Below are 23660 nucleotides of genomic sequence, written 5' to 3'. Positions count from 1 at the left end.
TTAAAGCTCAAATCCCTTACAAAAATACGTTTAAAAACGAAGCATATCAATGCCTGATAACTTTCATTTAGTAAATAAATTAATCGTTGTGTGGCTTCGATCACAGCGTCTGAGCCCTACGATCGTTAGATTACTTTCAAAACGTAAGTATAAATTCATTAAAACATTACATTTTGAAATCAACAGGAGCGAATATGTATATTATTTCCAGCAAAAACATGCTGTTAAAGGCTCAGCGTTTGGGGTATGCCGTACCGGCATTTAACATTCACAATCTGGAAACCATGCAGGTGGTGGTGGAAACGGCCGCTGAAATGCGTTCGCCGCTGATCCTTGCCGGGACGCCGGGCACATACAGTTATGCCGGGACCGGCAATGTTGTCGCCATCGCCAGCGATCTGGCCAGGCTTTGGGATCAGCCACTCGCGCTACATCTTGATCACCACGAAGATCTCACGGACATCACCCGTAAAGTGCAGGCGGGGATCCGTTCAGTGATGATTGACGGATCACATCATGCTTTTGAAGAGAACGTCGCGCTGGTGAAAAGCGTTGTCGAATTGAGTCACCGCTACGATGCCAGCGTAGAAGCGGAGCTTGGGCGGCTGGGCGGCGTAGAGGACGATTTGGTCGTTGACGCGAAAGATGCGCTGTATACCAACCCGGAGCAGGCTCGCGAATTTGTCTCCCGTACCGGGATTGATTCCCTCGCGGTAGCTATCGGGACGGCTCACGGGCTGTATGCCGCAGAGCCGAAGCTCGATTTCGACCGTCTGGCCGCAATCCGGGAATGCGTGGATGTTCCCCTGGTACTACACGGCGCCTCCGGTCTGCCGGAGGGCGATATTCGCCGGGCTATTTCGCTCGGTGTCTGTAAGGTGAACGTCGCCACCGAACTTAAAATCGCGTTTTCCGATGCGCTAAAGCAGTACTTCATCGAGCAGCCTGGAGCTAACGATCCCCGGCATTACATGCAGCCAGCCAAAGAGGCGATGAAAGAAGTCGTCCGTAAAGTCATTCATGTCTGTGGTTGTGAAGGACAACGCTAACCAACGGCCGCAAGGAGCAATGTCGTGATCCATACCCTGACTTTAAACACCGCGATTGATATGAATATTTTTTGCGGCTCTCTACAACCTTCTAGCGTGAACCGCACCCAGCGCACGGAATACTGCCCTAACGGCAAAGGCGTTAACGTTTCTTTAGTGCTGAAGCATTTCCAACAGCCAACTCACGTCATGGGCATATTCGGTGGATTTACCGGCCGCTATATTGTGGAGGAGCTTAAAAAGCAAAAAATTAACGTTACCCCTTCCTGGGTGCAGGCCCCTACGCGAATTAATGTTTTTATTAATGACGGCAGCAATGAATATAAATTGGTCAATGCCGGATCGCATATTGATGATAAATGTAAACAACAGATCATTCAGCATCTGGACTGCATCCGCCCCGGAGATTATTTAGTCATTAGCGGCAGTTTGCCACCGGGTATTGAAAGCCAGTTTTATGTGGAAATTATGTCGCTGTGCGAACGGCGCGGGGGAAAGGTCATTCTGGATATCAGCCACCCTGCGCTGCGCCAGTTACTTGAGCTTAATCCCCTGCTGATCAAACCCAATGACGATGAATTAAAAGAAATATTCAATCTTCAGGTGGAAAATATCCAGCAGGTGCGCGAGGCGATGCAAACCTTGCATCAGTTGGGTGCGCGTAATGTGTTATTAACCCTCGGCGCAAAAGGGCTCTATTTTTCCAACGGTTGTAATTTGTGGTTCGCCTCCGCGCCCGAAATCGAGCTGGTCAGCTCTGCCTGCGCCGGTGACGCCGCACTCGGGGCATTTCTCAGTCAATGGTTGAAGGGTGTAGAGATCCCTGAGGCATTAGCCCTTGCCAGCGCCACCGGCGCGGACGTGGCCGCGTCTGCCGGTCTGGGAAAACTCAATCGTTTAGAAGACTTATTACTACAGGTTCAAATCGTCCAATTATAAAGGTCCGATTATGAAAAAGATCATTGCCGTTACCGGCTGCCCTACGGGTATTGCCCACACGTTTATGGCTGAAGAAGCCTTAAAGACCGCAGCCAAAAAAGTAAATATCGAAATAAAAATAGAAACAAATGGCGCATCCGGCGTTGAAAATGAAATAACACCGGAAGATTTAAAAAATATTTACGGCGTAATTATTGCCGCAGATAAAGATGTCAACGCCGAACGTTTTAATGGCTTGCCGGTAATCGAAGTGCCGGTTAAAGAAGCGATTCATCACCCGGCAGAGCTTATTAATAAAGTTATCAGCGGGCAACTCTCCCGCCGCAAGGGAATATCTTCTGTTTCTGCAGCAGAGGAAAGTTATCAACGAGAATCCTTCGGCAGGCAGATTTATAAACACCTGATGAGCGGCGTCTCCAACATGCTGCCTTTCGTGGTGGCAGGCGGCATCCTGATTGCCATCTCCTTCCTGTGGGGCATTTACTCCGCCGATCCCAATTCGCCTCAGTACAACGCCATTGCCGCAACCTTAATGCAGGTCGGCCAGCAGGCATTTTCCATTATGGTACCCGTTTTTACGGCCTATATTGCCTGGTCGATTTCCGGCCGCGCCGGGATGGTTGCCGGCTTCGTTGGCGGCCTGCTGGCTAACGCCACGGGGGCGGGCTTTCTCGGCGGGATCATTGCTGGTTTCGCCGCCGGTTACTTCATGCTGCTTGTTCGCCGCCTGCTCGGCGGGCTGCCGCGTCAGTATGAAGGTTTAAAATCGATCTTCATTATGCCGCTGATTGGCGTGCTGGTGATTGGCGTATTGATGGTACTGCTCGGCAAGCCCGTGGCGGCCATCAACAACGGCATGATGGGCTGGCTGAGTTCTCTGCAGCAGGCCAACCCGATCCTGCTGGGCATTGTTGTCGGGGCGATGTGTTCTTTCGATTTTGGTGGCCCGGTCAACAAAGCGGCGTACGTCACGGGAACCTTACTGCTCGGCCAGGGGAATTTCTTCTTTATGGCCGGCGTGTCCGCCGCCTGTATTACGCCTCCGCTGGTCATCGCTCTGGCAACCACTTTCTTCCCCAAAGGCTTTAGCGAAGAGGAGCGCGCGGCCGGGATGGTGAACTATATTCTCGGCTGCACGCATATCACCGAAGGCGCTATCCCCTTTGCGGCGAAAGATCCGCTGCGCGTGATCCCGATGATGATGATCGCCTCTTCCATCTCGGCCGTACTCAGCTACAGCATGCATATAGAAGTCCCGGCACCGCACGGCGGATTCCTGATCCTGCCGCTGGTCAGTAAACCGGTAATCTGGGTGCTCTGCATCCTAGCCGGTTCCGCCTGCGGTGCGGTGATGCTGGGTACGTGGCGACTCTGGAATAACCGCAAACAGCCCGCAGCCGGGCTACAGACAGGAGGTCAGAATGCAACTTTGTGAACAAGATATTTTCATCAGCCATGAGCAGGTCGATAAAGTCACTGCGCTCCAGCGAGTCAGCGACAGGCTGGTATCAGCGGGCAATACCACGCCGGAATATCTGCAGGGCATGTTGGCCAGAGAAGCGCAGATTTCCACTTACCTGGGTCACGGTATTGCTATTCCCCACGGCACACCGGATACCCGCCATGCGGTGCTAAGCACTGGCGTAAAAGTGATTGTTTTCCCGCAAGGCGTGGACTGGGGAGAAGATAATGTGGCGTACATGCTGGCCGGGATTGCCGCAAGATCGAACGAACATCTCGATATTTTGCGCCAGCTCACCCGGGCGTTGAGCGATGAAGGCGTGCCGCACGCGCTGGCGAAGGCCACAACGCCTGCAGAAGTTTTAGCTATTCTGACCGGCAATGACGCCGAAAGCGAACCCCAGGAATCCCACACGGAAGGAGAACAGGCCACGTTTGTGATCCGTAATCCGCATGGGTTGCATGCCAGACCGAGCGCCGTGCTGGTGAAATTGATCAAGCAATTTCAAAGCCGCGTCACCGTCGAGAATATGGACAGCCCTGCCGGGCCAGTTGATGGCAAGAACCTGATGAAGATGGTTTCGTTGGGGGTAAAAACGGGCCACCGTATGCGGTTCACGGCGAATGGCACCGACGCCCGAAATGCGCTGGCAGCCATTGGGCAAAGTATTGATCAGGGGCTGGGAGAAATGCCCCTCGCCCCGCCAGAGCAACCGAAACGCAGCTGGTTATCCCGTTTGTTTGGCTAACTTCATATGCCGGGTGTCATTGTGGCATCCGGCATTTGTAACACCAACGCGATCAATAATACTCCACCGTATTTTTAATGGTGTAATGGTCCACCTTTGGCGGCGTGACGGAATCATCCGTCATTTCCAGATCGCAGGACAGCGAGTTGAAATGGCTGTCATAGTCACAGCTTTGCTTTGCCACCCCGATGATTTTACCGTTCAGGCTGGTTGTCGCGCTGTAATCCAGCTTTTTCTTTTTATCGACTCCCGCTTTCGCCACGATGGCAAGCTCGCTGTCTTTCGATTTGGTAACTTTCCCCAGCGGATAGCCTTCGCTGTCGTACTTATAGGTGACCAGCACATCTTTGCCTTTGGCGGCAGTGACAAAGTCGTTGTCGTCGGTGTCATAGCTGATGCCCGCGGCAGGCAGTTCAGCCAGCTGGCATTTCCCCTGCAGCCGGACGCGTTTTTCAAGGCTGACCGCATCAACATAGTAGTTTGCATCGAGCGTCAGCGATGCCCCGCTGTTGTTCTCCAGATCGTGAAACTCCAGCGTGTCGAAACAGCCTTCTTCCGACAGCGTACCGCTAACCCTTTTCAAAACCTGGCCTTTGTCGTTCATCAGCGTCTGGCTAAAATCCTTTACCGGGCCACGCATCGGGTCAAAATCAAATTCGTTAGAAAAACTGGCCATTTCCGGCGTGTACGCCTGCGGCGACGTCGAGTTATCGCAGCCAACAAGGCTCAAAACCAGCGCACCGAGGGTAATGATTTTCTTCACGTTTTGCCGCTCTCCTGTTTTTATGTCATAACATGATATAAGCAAATACAACACTTTACACTAAAAGCGCTATTCTTAACGTTCAACTCAACATAAGGAAGAGATGATGAAACGTACCGTTTGGTTAAGCACGATACTGCTGATCGCTGCCGCACCGGCGTTGGCCGCACAGGGCAGTTGCGAAAAGGTGAAAGCGGACATTCAGCAGAAAATTATCAACAACGGCGTGCCGGAGTCAGGCTTCTCGCTCACCATCGTACCTAACGATCAGGCAGACAAAGCCGGCGGCCAGGTCGTCGGCCATTGTGCTAACGACACGCAAAAAATCGTTTATACCCGCGTCGCGGGCGGCGCTGTGCCGGAAAATGAACCACAATAATCCCCTGCAGGGTGCCAGGCACCCTGCTTTCCTTCATCAATTTTCCCTCAACCACCGCAACTTTGACTGGCGTTAATAACCTCTACTCCTAAATAAGTAACACTCTGCCCGGGAACGCCCTTAGCCGGGCTGCCTCAGCAATCACCAAAACTCAAAAACATAAATAATAACGTCTTCCACACGACAAAAAGTCATGGAGAGAGCGATGTCGAACCTCAATCAGCCAGGCGGGATTAGCCGCCGCAGCCTGGTAAAATCATCAGCCATTGGCGGCCTGGCCCTCGCCGCAGGGGGCATTTCGCTGCCTTTTGGTCTGCGTAGCGCTGCGGCCGCAGTTGCCGATGCCGTGTCACCGGAAAATAAAGATAAAGTTGTCTGGGGAGCCTGTTCGGTAAACTGCGGCAGTCGCTGCGCCCTGCGGCTGCACGTTCGTGACGAAGAAGTTTACTGGGTTGAAACGGACAATACCGGCCTGGACCAATATGGCGATCACCAGGTTCGCGCCTGCCTGCGCGGGCGCTCTATCCGCCGCAGGATAAACCACCCGGAACGCCTGAATTACCCGATGAAGCGCGTGGGCAAACGGGGTGAAGGTAAATTTGAACGCATCAGTTGGGACGAAGCGCTGGAGATTGTCAGCCACAGCCTGAAGCAGACCGTTGAAAAATATGGCAACGAAGCGGTCTACATTAATTACTCGTCCGGCGTGGTCGGCGGGAATATCACCCGCTCTTCCCCTTACGCCTCGCTGGTCGCCCGGCTGATGAACTGCTACGGCGGTTTTCTGAGCCACTACGGCACCTACAGCACGGCCCAAATCGCCTGCGCCATGCCGTACACCTACGGCAGCAATGACGGCAACAGCACTTCGGATATCGAAAACAGCAAGCTGGTCGTCCTGTTCGGCAATAACCCGGCAGAAACGCGCATGAGCGGCGGCGGCATCACTTATTATCTTGAACAGGCTCGTGAACGCTCCAACGCCCGCATGATTGTTATCGACCCGCGCTATACCGACACGGCCGCAGGCCGGGAAGATGAATGGATCCCTATTCGTCCCGGAACGGATGCGGCGCTGGTGGCCGGGCTTGCCCACGTCATGATCAGTGAAAACCTGGTCGATCAGCCCTTCCTGGATAAATACTGCGTCGGCTATGACGAGACAACCCTGCCCGCCGATGCCCCGCACAACGGCCACTACAAAGCCTACATTTTAGGTGACGGCGATGACGGGACAGAGAAAACGCCGCAGTGGGCCTCCGCGATAACCGGCATCCCGGCGGACAGAATCATCAAACTGGCGCGCGAAATTGCTGGCGCAAAACCTGCCTACATTGCCCAGGGCTGGGGCCGCAGCGCCAGGCCAACGGCGAGTTGACCTCACGCGCCATCGCCATGCTGCCGATCCTGACCGGCAACGTGGGGATTAACGGCGGCAACAGCGGCGCACGTGAATCCACCTATACCATCACCATTGAACGTATGCCGGTGCTGGAAAACCCGGTAAAAACGCAGATATCCTGCTTCAGTTGGACGGACGCCATCACTCGCGGCCCCGAAATGACGGCCAAACGAGACGGCGTGCGCGGGAAAGAGAAGCTGGACGTGCCGATCAAGTTCATCTGGAACTATGCCGGCAACACGATTATTAACCAGCATTCCGACATCAATAAAACCCACGCCATTTTGCAGGACGATAAGCAATGCGAAATGATTGTGGTGATTGAGAACTTTATGACTTCATCGGCGAAATACGCCGATATCCTGCTGCCGGACCTGATGACCGTTGAGCAGGAGGACATCATTCCTAACGATTACGCCGGTAATATGGGCTACCTGATTTTCATCCAGCCCGCCACCGCGCCTAAGTTTGAGCGCAAGCCTATCTACTGGATGATGAGCGAAGTGGCTAAACGGCTGGGAGACGGGGTGCATCAGGCCTTCACGGAAGGACGAACCCAGCGCGAATGGCTGCAATATCTGTACGCGAAAATGCTGGCGAAAGACCCGGCGCTGCCTGCCTATGAAGATCTGCGGGCGATGGGCATATACAAGCGGAAAGATCCGGCTGGCCATTTTGTCGCTTACAAAAAATTCCGCGAAGATCCTCAGGCTAATCCGCTCAAAACGCCGTCCGGGAAAATTGAAATTTATTCCAGTAAGCTCGCCGGAATTGCCGCCAGCTGGGAGCTGGAAAAAGACGAAACTATCAGTCCGCTGGCGGTGTACGCCTCGACGTTTGAAGGCTGGGACTCTCCGCAGCGCAGCGAGTTTCCCCTCCAGTTGTTTGGTTTCCACTACAAATCCAGAACTCACTCAACCTACGGCAACATCGACGTCCTGCAGGCCGCCGCGCGTCAGGAGGTCTGGATTAACCCGCTCGACGCCAAACGTCGCGGCATTGCCAACGGCGACAAAGTCAGCGTCTTTAACGGGCGTGGCGAAGTGCATATCGAGGCGAAAGTCACCCCGCGCATCATGCCGGGCGTTGCCGCGATGGGCCAGGGTGCCTGGCATGACGCAGACATGAACGGTGACCGTATTGACCACGGCGCCTGCATTAATACGCTAACCACGCACCGCCCTTCGCCGCTGGCAAAAGGCAACCCGCAGCATACCAATCTGGTTGAAATTAAGAAGATTTAAGCATGATGGTAAAGGCTTGCCGCTTTGCCTGTATTCACCTGGCTCCAGCAACGTATAGCGGAGCCAGGTGCCCGACTAAAAGGAATGAAAATGCTCTCTGAACAACAACGCCTGTCGGCGATAGCCCTTAGCGGCCGGGTGCTCGGAGCCCTGTTTTATCATGCCCCCAGCCACCCGAACAGCGCCGCGCTGATGGCGATGCTTGCGGCACCGGACTGGGTGAGCGAATGGCCGTTCCAGACCCCAACGCTGGCGTCAGTTGCGCCTCTGATGGCTGCAGGCCTGGCGGATCAGGCCACGCCGATAAACGAAGAGTTCCAGCGCCTGTTTATCGGCCCTTATGCGCTGCCGGCCCCGCCGTGGGGCTCGGTCTATCTCGACAAAGAAAACGTGCTGTTTGGCGACTCGCTGCTCGAGCTTCGCCAGTGGATGCGGACCCAAGGTTTTGCCCCGCAGACGGAACAAAACGAGCCTGAAGATCATTTTGGCTTAATGCTGATGCTGGCGGCCTGGCTGGCCGACCAGGGGCTGCAGCAGCCGTTGGATGAGCTGCTGGCCTGGCATCTGCTGCCCTGGGCCGAACGTTATCTGAGCCTGTTTACCGAAAACGCAGCGAATGATTTCTATCGTGGCCTGGGTGAGCTGGCAAAACTGACCCTCTCAGCCTGGCAAAACGGCATGTTGATGCCCGTCGCCAGCAAGGAACTGCATTTCTAAGAATCCTGGGCTTTCAGGAAGCCGGGCGCATCCGGTTTCCTGAAAAAACGAGGATTTCCGCCCCCGCAAATGTGACAACGTCACCTTGTGTTAACATTTTTAAGACAAATCTTTACTTTTCTTCCGCAGGCCAGAAGCCATAAGGCCTGAGCTTCAGTTTATCGACTAAATCATTAGCCTCTTAATTGTCCCTTAAACTGGAATCCTTCCCGCTGCGTTGCTATAGCTCCAGACACCCTGCCGACACATGGCATAACAACAGGCCGCCTCCCCGGCGGCGATAACGCGTGCACACAGGGAGACACACTGCAATGCAAAACGCATCCTTCGCAACACGGTTTTTACTTGGGCTGGTGGCGCTGATTTTAGTGCTTGCTCTGGTGGTTTGGGGCATCGGCCTCGACACCCTCAAAGCCCGGCAGGTCGATTTACTCTATCTCGGGCAGCAGCACCTGATTCTGGTGTTCAGCTCAATGGCCCTGGCCCTGTTGGTCGGTATTCCTAGCGGAATATTGCTCAGCCGTCCTGCCGCGCGCCGCTGGGCTGAGTACGTCATGCAGATTTTTAATATCGGTAACACGCTGCCGCCGCTGGCGGTCTTAGCGCTGGCGATGGTGATTATCGGCATTGGCGACAAACCGGCGATCGTTGCCCTGTTCCTCGCCTCACTGCTTCCGATTGTCCGTAATACCTATGCCGGGCTTTGCAGCGTCCCGCCGTCACTTATCGAAGCCGCCAACGGGATTGGCATGACCAAACTGCAGCGGCTGCGCCAGGTTGAAATCCCTAACGCCTGGCCGGTGATCCTGTCCGGCGTGCGCATTGCCACCGCCATCAACGTCGGCACCGCCCCGCTGGCCTTTCTTATCGGCGCGAGCAGCTACGGGGAGCTTATCTTCCCGGGGATTTACCTGAATGATTTCCCAACGCTGATACTCGGCGCCGTGGCGACGGCCCTGTTTGCCCTGATCCTCGACCTGGCACTTGCCAGCCTGGGCCGGATGCTCAGCCCCCACACCGCCCAATAACAACAATAAGGAGCGATTATGAGACTGCTTTCACGGATGCTAACGACGGCGTTTGCCGCGGCCTCCCTTATCGCCATGCAGGCCCAGGCCGCACCGCTGATTCTGGCGACCAAAAGCTTTACCGAGCAACATATTTTGTCGGCCATGACCACGCAGTATCTGGCTAAAAAGGGCTTCCAGGTGACGCCGCAGACCAATATTGCCACGGTGATTTCCCGCAATGCGATGATCAACAAACAGATTGATATGACCTGGGAGTACACCGGCACCTCGCTGATTATCTTCAACCACATTAATAAGCGAATGACGCCGGAAGAGTCGTACAACACGGTCAAAAAACTCGACGCGAAGCTGGGCCTCATCTGGCTTAAACCGGCGGAGATGAACAACACCTACGCCTTTGCCATGAAGCGTGAGCGGGCAGAAAAAGAAGGCATTACCACAATGTCACAACTGGTGGAGCGCATCGAGCATATCCGCCAGACCGACCCGAAACATAACTGGATGCTTGGCCTGGATCTGGAATTTGCCGGGCGCAGCGATGGCCTGAAGCCACTGCAGCAGGTTTACAACATGCCGCTGGACCGCCCGCAGATCCGCCAGATGGACCCCGGCCTTGTCTACAACGCCATCCGCGATGGCTTTGTTGACGCAGGTCTGATCTACACCACCGATGGCCGTATGAAGGGCTTTGACCTGAAAGCGCTAGTGGATGATAAGGGCTTCTTCCCAAGTTACGCTGTCACTCCCGTGGTGCGGAAAGACGTGCTGGACTCGCATCCGGGCCTTGAGGAGGCGCTGAACACCCTATCGTCCGAGCTGAACAATGAGGTGATAACAACCCTGAACGCTAAAGTTGATATCGACCATGAAACCCCGCAGCAGGTGGCCCGTGAATTCCTGCAGCAGAAAGGCTTGCTCTGAGGAGGTATCGTGGAAACATTACATTATATGATTGATAACGCAGGGTATATTGGCTCCCTTACTCTGCATCACCTGTGGCTGGTGCTGATCGCCGTCGGCCTCGCAATTCTGATTGGGGTGCCGCTGGGCATTCTTATCGTGCGCCATAAATGGCTCGCCACGCCGATACTCGGCTTTGCCACTATTTTGCTCACCATTCCGTCCGTGGCGCTGTTTGGCCTGATGATCCCCCTGTTTTCGCTGATCGGTCAGGGTATTGGCGTGGTACCTGCAGTAACGGCAGTATTTCTTTATTCGCTGCTGCCGATTGTTCGCAATACCCACACCGCGCTGGACAGCCTGCCGTCGGGGCTACGTGAAGCCGGACGAGGCATCGGCATGACGTTTTGGCAGCGCCTGCGCTGGGTGGAAATTCCTATGGCGCTGCCGGTGATTTTTGGCGGAATTCGAACCGCGGTGGTGATGAACATTGGCGTTATGGCCATTGCTGCCGTCATTGGTGCGGGCGGCCTGGGCTTGCTGCTGCTTAACGGCATCGGCGGGAGTGACATCCGCATGCTGATTGCCGGGGCGGTGATGATCTGCCTGTTGGCTATCGTGCTCGACTGGCTTTTGCATCGCCTGCAGCTGCATTTCACTAAATGGTAACCGGGCCGGGAAGCCGTATTCAAAGGAGAGTTAATAATGATAAAACTTGAAAACCTCACGCGACAATTTGTGCAGAAAAATGGCCAGACTTTCAACGCTGTCGACAATATCAGTCTGAACGTGCCAGAAGGGGAAATGTGCGTGCTGCTCGGCCCGTCCGGCTGCGGCAAAACCACCACGCTGAAAATGATCAACCGCCTGATAAAACCCACCGGCGGCAAGATTTTAATCAACGGCCAGGACACCAACGATCTGGATACCGTCACCCTCCGCCGCAATATCGGCTACGTTATCCAGCAAATCGGCCTGTTCCCTAACATGACGATAGAAGAAAACATTACCGTTGTGCCGCGCATGCTGGGCTGGGATAAGGCCCGCTGCAAAGCACGCGCCCAGGAGTTGATGAGCATGGTCGCCCTCGACCCTAACCGCTTCCTCAACCGCTATCCGCGCGAAATGTCCGGCGGCCAGCAGCAGCGTATCGGAGTGATCCGCGCCCTGGCGGCAGATCCTCCGGTGCTGCTGATGGATGAACCTTTTGGCGCGGTTGACCCGATTAACCGCGAAACCATTCAGAACGAGTTTCTGGAGATGCAGCGCCAGTTGAAAAAAACGGTAATGCTGGTCAGCCACGATATCGACGAGGCTCTGAAGCTGGGTGACCGGATTGCGGTCTTCCGCCAGGGCAAAATTGTGCAATGCGCCAGCCCGGACGAGCTGCTGGCGAAACCGGCCAATGACTTCGTTGGGTCGTTTGTTGGCCAGGACCGCACGCTGAAGCGCCTCCTGTTGGTACAGGCAGGGGATGTGACCGAACAGCAGCCGACCATTACGGCTCGTGAATCTACGCCACTGGCGGAAGCTTTCGCCACAATGGACGACAACGACATGCGTTCCATCACCGTCGTTGACGCCGGAGGTAAACCTCTGGGCTTCGTTAAGCGGCGTGAAGCGCGTGGCGCGACGGGCACTTGCACCGACCTTCTGCACCCGTTCCGCGTCACCGGCCGCGCGGAGGAAAACCTGCGCATCGTGCTTTCTAAGCTCTATGAGCACAACATGGTCTGGATGCCGATCACCGATGAAGATGGCCGCTACAGTGGGGAGATTTCGCAGGATTACATTGCCGATTATCTCAGCTCGGGCCGCACGCGCCGGGCGCTGAATATTCAGCAGAGCTAATCAACATAATGCGCTACCTCCCAGTGGCGCATTTTCCTTTTGAGCTTATCGACGTTCTCCCCCACAATAGCGCCATTCCCCCGTTACCTTTTGCGCTATGCACCGAATACAAGCCTTTCCTGACATCCGAGAGATGCTTCGCCGGCTGGTGATTGCGGTCTTTATTGGCCTGGCTTCCGCGCTGGTAGTCTGGCTTTTTCGGCAGGCCATGTACCTGCTTGAGAATGTATTCCTCGGCGATCACGGTGGCAGCCTGGTTGCAGCCGCTGCGTCCCTCGAGCCCTGGCGACGCGCCCTGACGCCTGCCGCCGGTGGCCTCCTGGCCGGGCTTCTGCTTTGGGGCTGGCAGCGAGCCACTCGCCAGCGCCCTTCTGCCCCCACCGACTACATGGAAGCTATCGAAACCGGCGATGGTCGCCTGGACGTGCCGTCCAGCCTGGTGAAGTCCGCCGCCTCGCTGATCGTTGTCGCCAGCGGGAGCGCTATCGGGCGAGAAGGGGCGATGATTCTGCTGGCAACGGTTTTTGCTTCGCTGTTTGCCCAACGCTTTACCCCGGACAAAGAGTGGAAGCTGTGGGTAGCCTGCGGCGCAGCTGCCGGGATGGCGAGTGCCTATCATGCGCCGCTGGCGGGCAGCCTGTTTATTGCGGAAATTCTGTTTGGCTCCCTGATGCTTGCCTCGCTGGGGCCGGTGGTGATTGCCGCCATCAGCGCCTTGCTGATGACACATTTGCTCAACGGCGGCCAGGCCCCGCTGTATATCGTCACGCTTCTTGATCCACCCCAGCCTTCTCATTATGGGCTAATGGCGCTGCTCGGCTTAACCGCGGGCGTGCTCGGGCCGCTGATTCTGTGGCTGCTGGCGCAAAGCAGCGCGCTTTTTCGTTCACTTAAGCTTACGCCGCCGCTGCAGCTGGCACTCGGCGGGCTGATTGTCGGGCTGCTGTCGCTGGTAACGCCGACGGCATGGGGCAACGGCTACAGCGTGGTGCAGTCGTTTCTTTCCAGCCCGCCTGCGTTGCTGTTCGTCGGCGGCGTGTTGCTGTGCAAGCTGCTGGCGGTGATGGCAAGCAGCGGATCCGGCGCGCCGGGCGGTGTATTTACACCGACGCTATTTATGGGGGCGGCGCTGGGTATGCTATTTGGCCAGGTGTGCGGCCTGTGGGGCGGAGGTGAACCGCTGATGATCCTGCTTGGGCTGACGGGCATGGCGTCTTTGCTGGCGGCGACTACACATGCGCCAATTATGGCGACGCTGATGATTTGTGAAATGACCGGAGAGTTTACGCTGCTCCCCGGCCTGCTGCTGACCTGCGTGATAGCCTCAACGCTTTCGCGCTGGCTACGCCCGCAGTCGGTCTACCGTCAGGGCGCTACGCAGCCGGGTTAGGTCGATATACGCCCCCAGCTCACGCTGCTCGGCCCGAGGTAGGTACGGTAACTCGCCGACCAGCGGTCCCGGCAGTTTTTTGCTCAATACCTCGATAATTTCCGCGTAGTGCGCAAGGCCTGGATTGATGCGGTTCGCCACCCAGCCAATAAACGGCAGCCCGTCGTTGGCAATCGCCTGCGCCGTCAGCAGCGCATGGTTAATGCACCCTTCCTGAATCCCCACCACCAGCAGCACCGGCAACTGTTCCTGCACCACCCAGTCCGACAGCGGACGAAGATCGTTCATCAGGCTGCGCCAGCCGCCCGTGCCTTCGACGACAACGTGGTCCATTTGGTCGGCCAGCCTTTGCAGGCCGCTTGACAGCAGCGAGTAGTTAATCGGCCCATGATGGCTGATGCTGCTCTCTTCTTCGCTGAGCGCGATAGGATTGATCGCTTCATAGGGCAGTTTAATTGTGGAGACGCTTTGCAGTACCAGAGCATCTTTATTGCGCAGCCCGTCTGGCGTCTCTTTACTGCCTTTAGCGACCGGCTTGTAACCGACGACGCTTTTTCCGTTGGCCGATAGCGCCTGCAGTAAGGCTCGTGAAACCACCGTCTTCCCTACGGCAGTATCGGTACCTGTTATAAAGAAACGCTTAAGCATGACTGTCTCCCGAGGTAATGCTAGCCATATAAGTAAAGAGAAAAATTAACCCGGGAAGTCTAAAAGAATGGCGCTGTAGCCAGATTGAGATAGCGCAATTTTTGGTGAATCAGGGCCGAAGATTAGCCCTGCAGCAGACGAATTAATAAAGAGCCGTTATACATTGCATCTTTTACCAGCGCCGCACCGGCCATGGTACCGCGGTTATCAAACTGCGTACCTTCCACGATCGTGTGGCTACTATAGGCGGGCAACGCCTGCTGGCGAATACAATCGGTTATCGCAGGGTGAAGGATGGCGGCGGCGCGGTTAAGCGGCGAACCGATAAGAATTTTTTGCGGATTAAACAGGTTAACCATGATGGCCAGAATGCGGCCCACATTTTGCCCGACGCCAATAATAATATCTTTCGCCAGCAGATCTCCGCTTAGCGCAGCGTCACACAAGGATTCCACGCTAAGCGGCTGGCCGTGCAGCATCGATCCCATCGACTGGCTCATTCGCTGCTGCGCCAGTTCCAGCACGCTTTCGACGCTGGCAATGGTTTCCAGGCAGCCGTGGTTGCCACAGTAGCAGCGCTTCCCGTAGGGATCGACCTGCGTGTGGCCAATTTCCACCAGACTGCTGCTGCCGGCGTGCAACAAGCGACCATCGGTAATAACGCCTGCGCCAACGTTATGGTCAATCACCACCTGAATGACATCTCTCGCCCCCTGAGAGGCGCCGAACAGCCCTTCTGCCATGGTCCAGGCGCTAATATCGTGCTGGATAAAAACCGGCACACCGGTGTGATTGCCCAGCACTTCACCCAGCGGCATATCGCAGACATCATAGAACGGCATACGGTGAATAACGCCACCCACTGTGTCAATGATGCCCGGCAACGTAATGGCGATGGCGGTGAGGCGCTCAAGCTTTTGCTGATGGCGAATAAAGAATTGATCGACCTGAAAGATGATGCGCTCCAGCAAAGGCTGCGGGTCGTTCGTCGGCAGGTCTACCGCGTCTTCCACCACCAGCTTACTGCTGAGGTCGCGCAGGCCGAGTGAAATTTCACCGCGGCTGAGGCGAATAGAGAGGTAATGCCAGGCTTCTGTTTCAAGCATTAAGCCCACCGCGGGGCGGCCACGGCTACCGGGGTCCTGAATTTCCGTTTCCTGTACCAGATGCGCCTCTAGCATTTCCCGCACAATCTTGGTGATACTGGCCGGAGCCAGCTGCGCCAGGCGGGAAAGATCGATTCGCGACACCGGGCCGTGGGTATCAATCAAGCGATAAACAACGCCAGCATTGGTTTGTTTAATCTGATCGATATGGCCCGGTTGACTATCAGCAACCACGTGGTACTCCCTTTATTTTCGCGCTTCGAAATAAACTTTTAGGCTATGGTGAAACACTTCAAGTGGGGTCGTCAAATATTTACGTAGGGTTGTGATTTACCGCACATATTCCCGCCACATTCGCCCTATTTTAACGCCCAGGAGGCCTCGGTCAGCAATGCCGAGATGCGCTTCGCCGCTTCCGATAATTCCCGATGCTTCGGCCAGACCAGCCACAACTCAGACTGTGCCTCTGGCTCATCAATGGGCAGCCATACCACATCACTCAGGCGAATGCGCTGGAATGAAGCAGGCAGGATTGAAACCCCCAGCCCGGCGGACACTAGCCCAATGATCGTCATCGCCTCACCCACTTCCTGGGTGATGTACGGCACGATGCTATAGCGGCGAAGCAGCCCAATGATGTCGTCGTACAGTCCGGTGCCTACGTGCGGGTCAAAGAAAACAAACGGCTCCTGCGCCAACTGTGTCAGCGATATCGAACGACTGCTGGCCAGCGGATGATCGCGATGCACCATCGCCAGCAGCGGTTCACGCAGGATGAGCGTCCAGTTCAGAGTATCCGGCAGGCGCGTATTGCGCATCAGCCCCAGCTCAAGCTCGCCCTCATTCAGGGGGGCAATTTGCTCCCGGGTGTTCACCTCTCGCATCTGGAGATGCACGTCTGGGTAGCGCTTGCGAAAGCGGGACAGGCTGTCAGAAACAGCCTTAATAAATGGCGCGGAGGAGGTAAAGCCTATGCGCAATTCGCCGGTTTCCCCCTGGTGCAGCCGGGCTGCACGCGCTGCAGCGGCATCCACCTGGCTGAGAATTTGCCTGGCATCGGTGAGAAACTGCTGGCCGGCTGCGGTGAGGTTAACGCTGCGGTTAGTGCGCGCCAGCAGGCGAGCGCCTATTTGCTCTTCAAGGATCTGAATCTGCTGGCTAAGGGGGGGCTGGGAGATCCGCAGCCGCGCTGCGGCCCGACCAAAATGCAGCTCTTCGGCAACCGCAATGAAATAGCGCAAATGGCGCAACTCGATATTCATATGTTTAAAGTATCATTTGAGATTATTAATATATTAGACATAACATTTACACTTTTCTACTCTGTAAAGAATAAGTTAACACCTGCGTAAGGATCTCCCTTGAGTCGTACAACTACCGTCAATACAGCCCCGACAGAGGACGTTGACGAAAGCCGATCTACCCCTTCTGTCAGCTATATCAAACGCGGTACCCCTCAGTTTATGCGCGTCACGCTGGCGCTGTTTTCCGCCGGGCTGGCTACTTTTGCCCTGCTCTATTGCGTCCAGCCTATTCTACCGGTGCTCTCCCATGAATTTGGCGTCAGCCCGGCAAGCAGCAGTATTTCGCTTTCGGTTTCTACCGCCATGCTGGCTATCGGGCTGCTGTTTACCGGCCCGCTATCGGACGCCATTGGCCGTAAACAGGTCATGGTTACGGCTCTGCTGCTGGCTTCCTGCTGCACTTTACTGTCAACGTTGATGACCAGCTGGCACGGCATTTTGATCATGCGCGCACTCATCGGCCTTTCTTTGAGCGGCGTTGCAGCCGTGGGCATGACCTACCTCAGCGAGGAGATGCACCCGAGCGTGGTGGCGTTTTCGATGGGCCTGTACATCAGCGGGAACTCAATCGGCGGAATGAGCGGCCGCCTGATCACCGGGGTACTTACCGATTTCTTTACCTGGCGCGTGGCCGTCGCGGCTATCGGCTGTTTTGCCCTCGCCTCTGCGCTGATGTTCTGGAAGATTTTGCCGCAGTCGCAGCATTTTCGCGCCTCCAGTCTTCGCCCTAAAACGCTGTTTATTAACTTCCGCCTGCACTGGCGGGACCAGGGGTTGCCGCTGCTGTTTGCGGAAGGCTTCCTGCTAATGGGGGCGTTTGTCACCCTCTTTAACTACATTGGCTACCGCATGATGGAAGCTCCGTGGTTCCTGAGCCAGGCGGTGGTGGGCCTGCTTTCCGTCGCCTATCTGACCGGGACATGGAGCTCACCTAAAGCGGGCGCAATGACCGCTAAATATGGCCGAGGCCCCGTGCTGATTGGCTTCACGGCCATTATGTTCCTTGGCCTGACGCTGACTGTTTTCTCCTCGCTTATCGTTATTTTTGCCGGAATGCTGCTGTTTTCCGCCGGTTTCTTTGCCGCTCACTCAGTTGCCAGCAGCTGGATTGGGCCACGCGCGCGCCGTGCCAAAGGCCAGGCTTCGTCACTGTATTTGTTCAGCTATTACCTCGGCTCCAGCCTGGCTGGTACCCTTGGCGGCGTGTTCTGGCACCAGTTTGGCTGGAACGGCGTGGCGGCGTTTATCGGCTCGCTGCTGCTGGTCGCCCTGCTGGTTGCCGCCCGTTTGCACCATAAGGCGCACTAACCTGCTGCCGCTCTCGTGTTCAGGTAAGCTTAATGCTATTTTCTTTGGCGTTAACAACCTGTTCACGAGGCCATATGGAAAAGCAAAACTATAATCACCTGACCCGTACCTTCCAGCGTCTGTCCCGGTTTGAGCATTTGTCAGCCATTGCCGGCTGGGACATGTCCACCATGATGCCCGCTAACGGTAGCCAGGCGCGCGGCGAGGCTCTCGCTGAACTTAGCGTGCTTAAGCACCAGATCCTGACCGACAAGAAAATTGCCACCCTGCTCCAGGCCGCAGCTCAGGAAGATCTGAACGATGTAGAGCGTGCAAACCTGCGTGAAATGACTCGTCACTACCAGGAAGCGGTGCTGCTCCCCGATGCGTTAGTAGAAGAGAAATCGCTGGTAGGTACGCGTTGCGAACACGGCTGGCGTACCCAGCGCCCGGCCAACGACTGGCAAGGCTTCTCCACGAACCTGAAAGAAGTCGTGCGCGTCAGCCGCGAAGAGGCTCGACTGCGCGCGGAGGCAAAAGGTATTTCTCGCTATGATGCGCTGCTGGATATCTATGAACCCGGTATGACCAGCGCCAAGCTCGACGTGCTGTTTGGCGACCTGCGCGGCTGGCTGCCTGATTTGCTCCAGAAGGTGGTTGATAAGCAGGCCAAAGAAAAAATGCTGACGCCACAAGGTCCTTTTGCCACTGAAACCCAGCGTCAGCTCGGGCTGGATACTATGGGGCTGCTTGGCTTTGACTTTAACGGCGGCCGCCTTGATGTCAGCGCGCATCCCTTCTGCGGCGGCGTGCCTGAAGATGTGCGAATCACGACGCGTTATAACGAAGAAGAGATGTTCAGCTCGCTGTTTGGCGTGATTCATGAAACCGGCCACGCCCGCTACGAGCAAAACCTGCCGCGGGAATGGCTCGGCCAGCCCGTCGCTCTGGCGCGTTCTACCGCCATCCATGAATCTCAAAGCCTGTTCTTTGAGATGCAACTTGGCCGCAGCGCGCCGTTCCTGAAACTGCTGCTGCCAAAAGTCATTGAGCGTTTTGGTCCGCAGCCGGCGTTCGAACTGAACAACTTTATCAACGTCAACCAGCAGGTTGAGCGCGGCTATATTCGCGTCGATGCCGATGAAGTGAGCTACCCGGCACACGTTGTGCTGCGATATGAAATTGAACGGGCACTGATCGAGGGGGATATCGAGGTGGATGACATTCCGGCGCTGTGGAATGAGAAGATGCAGTCCTGGCTGGGCCTGTCCACCGAAGGCAATTACCGCAATGGTTGTATGCAGGATATTCACTGGACCGATGGCGCTTTCGGCTACTTCCCTTCCTATACGCTGGGCGCGATGTACGCGGCGCAGCTGTTTAGCGCGGCATCACGCGCGCTGCCGGATCTGGACCAGGCGATCGCCAGCGGCAATTTCACCGCCTTATTTGACTGGTTGAAGCAAAATATCTGGCAGCATGGCAGCCGTTTCACCACTTCACAGCTGATAACCAACGCGACCGGCGAAGACCTTAACCCATTGTATTTCCGCAAGCATTTAGAGTCACGTTACCTGTAAACCCCTCGCGCCGGGTCGTCTGTACCCGGCCTTGTACATTACGTTACATGCCGATACCAATCACTCACTGAACACTTTGATTCCCCAGCCTATAGTTCATTTCAACGGCCCCGCAGTGGGGTTGACACACAAACAAATTCGAGGATGTCGAAATGAAAAAAGTATTAGCTCTGGTTGTTGCCGCTGCTATGGGTCTGTCTTCTGCCGCTTTCGCTGCTGACACCACCGCTACCGCTCCAGCTGCTGCTCCAGCAACCACCGCTGCTGCTCCTGCTGCTAAAGCGCCAGCTGCAAAAGTAACGCATCACAAGAAACACAAAAAAGCTGCCGCTCAGAAAGCTCAGGCTGCTAAAAAGAAACACAAAAAAGCCGCTAAACCAGCGACCGAGCAGAAAGCTCAGGCTGCTAAAAAGCACCACAAAAAAGCAACCAAACCAGCTGCTCAGAAAGCCCAGGCTGCTAAAAAACACCACAAAAAAGCAGTAAAACCAGCTGCACAGAAAGCTCAGGCTGCTAAAAAACACGTGAAAAAACATCACAAAGCCGCTGCTAAACCAGCTGCACAGCCAGCAGCATAAGTTAAACGGGGCTACCCGTTAGCTTAAAGCGTTTACATAAACACCCGGCTTGCCGGGTGTTTTATTAGGAATAAGGCACAGCCTTTAGCACGTACTTATTTCTGGAGTGCGGATAATGTTGCGACGCTACAGTTTCGAGTTAATCCTCGCCCTGCTGATCATCTGCGGTATTATTACGCTGAGCTTCTGGCTCTGATAGCGTAGTCTGCTGTTTTCACTCCCACTTTCGGTCCGTTCCGACTATAGTTACTGCATCTATAAAAACCATAATTATTAGCCCCTTCAGAGAGAGCTATGCGCAAAAGTGTTGTGTTGTTTTTAGGAGCATTGATCCTTTTACCTCAACTTGCTCACGCGGACGAAGACGACAGCCCGGCGAACGTTAAAACACTGTTCTTCGGCAAAGATGACCGTATTCGCGTGACCAACCCTGAGGATGCCCCCTGGGATGCCATTGGCCAGTTGGAAACCGCCAGCGGCAACTTATGTACCGCCACCCTGATTTCACCGCATCTGGCCTTAACCGCCGGACACTGCCTGCTGCAGCCGCCGCGCGGTAAAGCAGACAAAGCCATCGCCCTGCGCTTTATTTCCCACAAAGGGCAATGGCGCTATGAGATCCATGATATTGAAGGCCGCGTGGACAAATCCCTTGGTCGCCGCCTCAAGCCGGATGGCGACGGATGGCTGGTTCCGTCTAACGCGGCACCTTATGATTTTGGCCTGATTATTATCCGTAATCCGCCTTCGGGAATTACGCCGTTGCCGCTGTTTACCGGCGACAAAGACGCGCTAACCGAAGCATTAAAAGCACAGGATCGTAAAGTGACACAGTCTGGCTATCCGCTGGATCATCTCGACGACCTGTATACCCACAGTAACTGCCTGGTAACAGGCTGGGCTCAGGCGTCCGTGCTGTCTCACCAGTGCGATACGCTCCCAGGCGATAGTGGTTCACCGCTGTTGTTGAAAACCGATCAGGGCTGGCAGCTGATTGCGGTGCAAAGTTCCGCCCCGGCAGCCAAAGACAGATACAGGGCGGATAACCGCGCCATTTCAGTGACCGGCTTCCGCGACAGGCTGGAAGCACTGGCACAATAAAGCTTTATCCTGATACCGCCGGGCAGCGCAATACCAGGGTTGCCCGGCGGCAAATGACTCGCCCTCTTCCTGCCGCTAAACACTCTTTGACATCATCTTGCGGTGCGTATGCACTGACATCATGATGCCAAACCCGGCCATCAGCACGATCAACGCCGAGCCGCCATAGCTTATTAACGGTAGCGGAACACCCACCACCGGCAAAATACCGCTCACCATACCGATATTCACAAACACATAAACAAACAGGATCAGTATCAGGCCGCCGACGACCATCCGCCCGAAGAGCGTTTGAGCCTGAGCCGCAATGATTAGGCCTCGCATAATCACCAGCAGATACAGCGCAAGCAGCACCAGAATGCCGATAAAGCCCAGTTCCTCCGCAATAACGGCAAACACAAAATCGGTATGCCGTTCCGGTAAAAACTCCAACTGAGACTGTGTGCCATGCAGCCAGCCTTTCCCCACCAGGCCGCCAGAACCAATCGCGATTTTTGACTGAATGATGTGATAACCCGCCCCGCGCGGATCTAGCGTCGGATCCAACAGCATCATGATGCGTTCGCGCTGGTAGTCATGCATAAGAAAGAACCACAGCACCGGAATGAAAATGGCCATCAGCACGGCAGCTGCGGCGATAATTCTCCAGCTAATCCCCGACAGGAACAGCACAAAAAGACCGGATGCCGCTACCAGGACGGCGGTACCGAGGTCAGGCTGCATCGCAATAAGTAAGACAGGCACAAAAATGATCGCCAGCGCAATAGCCGTCTGTTTAAGCGACGGTGGACTCAGGTTCTGATTGATAAATCGGGCCACCATCAGCGGAACGGCAATCTTGGCAATTTCCGAAGGCTGGAAGCGGATAATGCCGAGATCCAACCAGCGCTGAGCCCCTTTGCTGATTTGCCCGATGCTATCGACCAGCAGTAGTAAAATAACGCACAGGGCAAAAAGCCAGGGTGCGGATCTTTCGTAGAAGCGCGGAGGGATTTGCGCCATGGCAATCATCACCATAAGCCCCATCGCGATCTGCCCGGCTTTACGCTCCATCATCCCGATATCCTGGCCACTGGCGCTCCACATCACAAAAGCGCTGTAAGCCAGCAATAACATAATCAACAGCAGTAGCGAGGGATCAAGATGAACTCTTGCCCAACACATTCTTTTCTGATGAATATTTTCCATTTAATACCTCTGCAACCGTGAGGTAATTCAGTTCGGGTTAGCCAGGTGATATCCGCGTATTAATTCGAGCTGCTAACGATAGAGTAAGTGTAGGTAGCCGGTATTATTTTTTTATCCACGGAAGAGACTAATCCAATAGCCATTGCCTCACTGGGAGAATAGCCGGTGAGGTTATACTCGCTATGCAATATTTCAGCTATTTTGGCTTCATCAAGTTTTGTGCATGCCCGATACGTTTTTTTAAACATTTCATTGAAACGACGGGTTTCTCTTTCAAGATAAGTCACATCAGCGGGCCTTAAATCCCCGCTATGTGAAATAGAAGCCGGGTGCAGAAATAAGCTGCCATCCGGTAAAGAACGCCTGTCGTCTGCGGCGCAGAACATGATCGTTGCCGAAGAGCCGACGGTAGACATGGCCACGGTTGTGACGGGGATTTCGGAGCTTCTGACGGCGGCAGCGGCCATCAGGCCCGCGTCCATATCGCCGCCATAGCTATTGATATATAAATAAATTCTCTCTACATCATTATTTTTATTAATTTCATCAAAGACGCTGACCAGCCTCGACACGGCAGACGTTTGCATTTCTCCAGAATAATAGATTTTGGCGATTTTATTTTTATCTTCAACAGGCTGCGCTACAGCAAATGAAACATACGAAATTAACACTGTCATGATCAGGTGTATTATGGCTTTCACATCTCTCTCCTTGATAAATTTTACGCACACTCCATTTTTTCACAGCTTATAATATGGCGTTGCAAAAGCAAGATGTTTTATATCCGGATTTTAAACAAAGCGTTAATGTAGAAGTAAAAAGAAGAAAACATAAAAAAAACAAAACAACCCGCTGTAATGACTAACAATATTAACCCATTCTATAAACCTCCTTTATAAATCATCGCGCGGTAAAGCTGGAGGCGCATCTGTTCTCTACCAAACCGCAACTTCATAGCAGCAATAACAGAAGAAATTGAATTACAGGTATTTT

Annotated in this window: 21 protein-coding genes and 1 pseudogene; 16 read left to right on the top strand and 6 right to left on the bottom strand. The window is 54.8% G+C overall.

Translation table 11 applies throughout. From position 1 onward, the window contains the following. Positions 1-194: 194 nt before the first annotated feature. Genes LH23_RS15580 through LH23_RS15565 form a run of 4 tightly spaced genes read left to right on the top strand, consistent with a single transcriptional unit; the run spans position 195 to position 4198 of the window. Positions 195-1049, top strand: a complete 855-nt coding sequence (locus tag LH23_RS15580) for a tagatose bisphosphate family class II aldolase (protein WP_039292949.1) — start codon at positions 195-197, stop codon at positions 1047-1049. Positions 1050-1073: 24 nt separating this feature from the next. After that, positions 1074-1988, top strand: coding sequence for a 1-phosphofructokinase (gene pfkB / locus LH23_RS15575; protein ID WP_039292947.1), 915 nt, complete (start codon positions 1074-1076; stop codon positions 1986-1988). A gap of 10 nt (positions 1989-1998) precedes the next feature. After that, complete coding sequence (locus LH23_RS15570; protein WP_039292946.1) at positions 1999-3423, top strand: PTS fructose transporter subunit IIC; 1425 nt, start codon at positions 1999-2001, stop codon at positions 3421-3423. Then, the gene (locus tag LH23_RS15565) at positions 3410-4198 is read left to right on the top strand and encodes an HPr family phosphocarrier protein (protein WP_039292943.1); all 789 of its coding nucleotides are present in this window, start codon (positions 3410-3412) and stop codon (positions 4196-4198) included. The genes LH23_RS15570 and LH23_RS15565 overlap by 14 nt, the downstream gene beginning before the upstream one ends. 52 nt (positions 4199-4250) lie before the next feature. Here LH23_RS15565 and LH23_RS15560 read toward each other — a convergent pair whose 3' ends face one another. Further along, a complete protein-coding gene (locus tag LH23_RS15560) occupies positions 4251-4961 on the bottom strand; it encodes a YnfC family lipoprotein (RefSeq protein ID WP_052050256.1) in 711 nt (236 codons plus the stop codon). 106 nt (positions 4962-5067) lie between these two features. On the opposite strand from LH23_RS15560, the gene LH23_RS15555 reads away from it, so the two are divergent. From LH23_RS15555 to clcB, 8 genes and pseudogenes are all read left to right on the top strand, one after another. Continuing rightward, positions 5068-5340 (top strand): DUF1161 domain-containing protein, encoded by a 273-nt coding sequence (locus LH23_RS15555; protein ID WP_039292941.1) that lies wholly within the window; start codon positions 5068-5070, stop codon positions 5338-5340. A 205-nt stretch (positions 5341-5545) separates the two neighbouring features. After that, positions 5546-7986, top strand: a pseudogene (gene ynfE / locus LH23_RS15550) (selenate/tellurate reductase subunit YnfE). 90 nt (positions 7987-8076) lie between these two features. After that, on the top strand, positions 8077-8703 hold the full coding sequence (gene dmsD, locus LH23_RS15545) for a Tat proofreading chaperone DmsD (RefSeq protein ID WP_039292940.1): 627 nt from the start codon (positions 8077-8079) through the stop codon (positions 8701-8703). A gap of 311 nt (positions 8704-9014) precedes the next feature. Then, positions 9015-9731, top strand: coding sequence for an osmoprotectant ABC transporter permease OsmY (osmY, locus tag LH23_RS15540; RefSeq protein WP_039292938.1), 717 nt, complete (start codon positions 9015-9017; stop codon positions 9729-9731). A gap of 18 nt (positions 9732-9749) precedes the next feature. Further along, on the top strand, positions 9750-10655 hold the full coding sequence (locus LH23_RS15535) for a glycine betaine ABC transporter substrate-binding protein (protein WP_039292935.1): 906 nt from the start codon (positions 9750-9752) through the stop codon (positions 10653-10655). Between the two features lie 9 nt (positions 10656-10664). Next, positions 10665-11303, top strand: coding sequence for an osmoprotectant ABC transporter permease OsmW (gene osmW / locus LH23_RS15530; RefSeq protein ID WP_039292933.1), 639 nt, complete (start codon positions 10665-10667; stop codon positions 11301-11303). A 36-nt stretch (positions 11304-11339) separates the two neighbouring features. Next, a complete protein-coding gene (gene osmV, locus LH23_RS15525) occupies positions 11340-12485 on the top strand; it encodes an osmoprotectant ABC transporter ATP-binding protein OsmV (RefSeq protein WP_039292930.1) in 1146 nt (381 codons plus the stop codon). Between the two features lie 97 nt (positions 12486-12582). Beyond that, on the top strand, positions 12583-13875 hold the full coding sequence (gene clcB, locus LH23_RS15520; RefSeq protein ID WP_039292927.1) for a voltage-gated ClC-type chloride channel ClcB: 1293 nt from the start codon (positions 12583-12585) through the stop codon (positions 13873-13875). Here the strand turns inward: clcB and bioD are convergent. The 3 genes from bioD to LH23_RS15505 all read right to left on the bottom strand — a co-directional run bounded on the left by bioD (position 13828) and on the right by LH23_RS15505 (position 16891). Further along, positions 13828-14523 (bottom strand): dethiobiotin synthase, encoded by a 696-nt coding sequence (gene bioD, locus LH23_RS15515; protein ID WP_039292924.1) that lies wholly within the window; start codon positions 14521-14523, stop codon positions 13828-13830. The two genes, clcB and bioD, sit on opposite strands and share 48 nt — an antisense overlap. A gap of 122 nt (positions 14524-14645) precedes the next feature. After that, entirely contained in the window at positions 14646-15863 is a 1218-nt protein-coding gene (gene mlc / locus LH23_RS15510; protein ID WP_039292921.1) for a sugar metabolism global transcriptional regulator Mlc, read from the bottom strand. Between the two features lie 125 nt (positions 15864-15988). Next, the gene (locus LH23_RS15505) at positions 15989-16891 is read right to left on the bottom strand and encodes a LysR family transcriptional regulator (RefSeq protein ID WP_039292918.1); all 903 of its coding nucleotides are present in this window, start codon (positions 16889-16891) and stop codon (positions 15989-15991) included. A gap of 99 nt (positions 16892-16990) precedes the next feature. Here LH23_RS15505 and LH23_RS15500 point away from each other — a divergent pair, with 99 nt between their 5' ends. From LH23_RS15500 to LH23_RS15485, 4 genes are all read left to right on the top strand, one after another. Next, a complete protein-coding gene (locus LH23_RS15500; protein WP_039292915.1) occupies positions 16991-18241 on the top strand; it encodes an MFS transporter in 1251 nt (416 codons plus the stop codon). Between the two features lie 74 nt (positions 18242-18315). Then, positions 18316-19800: a carboxypeptidase M32 gene (locus LH23_RS15495; protein ID WP_039292911.1), complete on the top strand. Its 1485-nt coding sequence runs from the start codon at positions 18316-18318 to the stop codon at positions 19798-19800. A 152-nt stretch (positions 19801-19952) separates the two neighbouring features. Beyond that, positions 19953-20378, top strand: a complete 426-nt coding sequence (gene asr, locus LH23_RS23520; RefSeq protein ID WP_008459254.1) for an acid resistance repetitive basic protein Asr — start codon at positions 19953-19955, stop codon at positions 20376-20378. Positions 20379-20672: 294 nt separating this feature from the next. Continuing rightward, complete coding sequence (locus tag LH23_RS15485; protein WP_039292906.1) at positions 20673-21479, top strand: trypsin-like serine peptidase; 807 nt, start codon at positions 20673-20675, stop codon at positions 21477-21479. A 75-nt stretch (positions 21480-21554) separates the two neighbouring features. Here LH23_RS15485 and mrdB read toward each other — a convergent pair whose 3' ends face one another. Next, the gene (gene mrdB / locus LH23_RS15480) at positions 21555-22667 is read right to left on the bottom strand and encodes a peptidoglycan glycosyltransferase MrdB (RefSeq protein WP_039292903.1); all 1113 of its coding nucleotides are present in this window, start codon (positions 22665-22667) and stop codon (positions 21555-21557) included. 59 nt (positions 22668-22726) lie between these two features. Further along, on the bottom strand, positions 22727-23368 hold the full coding sequence (locus LH23_RS15475; protein WP_039292898.1) for an ATP-dependent Clp protease proteolytic subunit: 642 nt from the start codon (positions 23366-23368) through the stop codon (positions 22727-22729). Positions 23369-23660: the final 292 nt, after the last annotated feature.

This window comes from Cedecea neteri, from assembly GCF_000758305.1.
In the GTDB taxonomy this organism is placed as follows: Bacteria; Pseudomonadota; Gammaproteobacteria; order Enterobacterales; family Enterobacteriaceae; genus Cedecea; species Cedecea neteri_C.
The sequence above is the reverse complement of the archived record's forward strand: the minus strand, read 5'-3'. Positions and strand labels throughout refer to the sequence as shown.

Bases quoted from the DNA above. Each gene is read 5' to 3' on its own strand.
- LH23_RS15580 (WP_039292949.1), top strand. From the start codon at position 195: ATGTATATTATTTCCAGCAAAAACATGCTGTTAAAGGCTCAGCGTTTG.
- LH23_RS15570 (WP_039292946.1), top strand. From the start codon at position 1,999: ATGAAAAAGATCATTGCCGTTACCGGCTGCCCTACGGGTATTGCCCAC.
- LH23_RS15565 (WP_039292943.1), top strand. From the start codon at position 3,410: ATGCAACTTTGTGAACAAGATATTTTCATCAGCCATGAGCAGGTCGAT.
- LH23_RS15555 (WP_039292941.1), top strand. From the start codon at position 5,068: ATGAAACGTACCGTTTGGTTAAGCACGATACTGCTGATCGCTGCCGCA.
- dmsD (WP_039292940.1), top strand. From the start codon at position 8,077: ATGCTCTCTGAACAACAACGCCTGTCGGCGATAGCCCTTAGCGGCCGG.
- osmY (WP_039292938.1), top strand. From the start codon at position 9,015: ATGCAAAACGCATCCTTCGCAACACGGTTTTTACTTGGGCTGGTGGCG.
- LH23_RS15535 (WP_039292935.1), top strand. From the start codon at position 9,750: ATGAGACTGCTTTCACGGATGCTAACGACGGCGTTTGCCGCGGCCTCC.
- osmV (WP_039292930.1), top strand. From the start codon at position 11,340: ATGATAAAACTTGAAAACCTCACGCGACAATTTGTGCAGAAAAATGGC.
- clcB (WP_039292927.1), top strand. From the start codon at position 12,583: ATGCACCGAATACAAGCCTTTCCTGACATCCGAGAGATGCTTCGCCGG.
- bioD (WP_039292924.1), bottom strand. From the start codon at position 14,523: ATGCTTAAGCGTTTCTTTATAACAGGTACCGATACTGCCGTAGGGAAG.
- LH23_RS15505 (WP_039292918.1), bottom strand. From the start codon at position 16,891: ATGAATATCGAGTTGCGCCATTTGCGCTATTTCATTGCGGTTGCCGAA.
- LH23_RS15495 (WP_039292911.1), top strand. From the start codon at position 18,316: ATGGAAAAGCAAAACTATAATCACCTGACCCGTACCTTCCAGCGTCTG.
- asr (WP_008459254.1), top strand. From the start codon at position 19,953: ATGAAAAAAGTATTAGCTCTGGTTGTTGCCGCTGCTATGGGTCTGTCT.
- LH23_RS15485 (WP_039292906.1), top strand. From the start codon at position 20,673: ATGCGCAAAAGTGTTGTGTTGTTTTTAGGAGCATTGATCCTTTTACCT.
- mrdB (WP_039292903.1), bottom strand. From the start codon at position 22,667: ATGGAAAATATTCATCAGAAAAGAATGTGTTGGGCAAGAGTTCATCTT.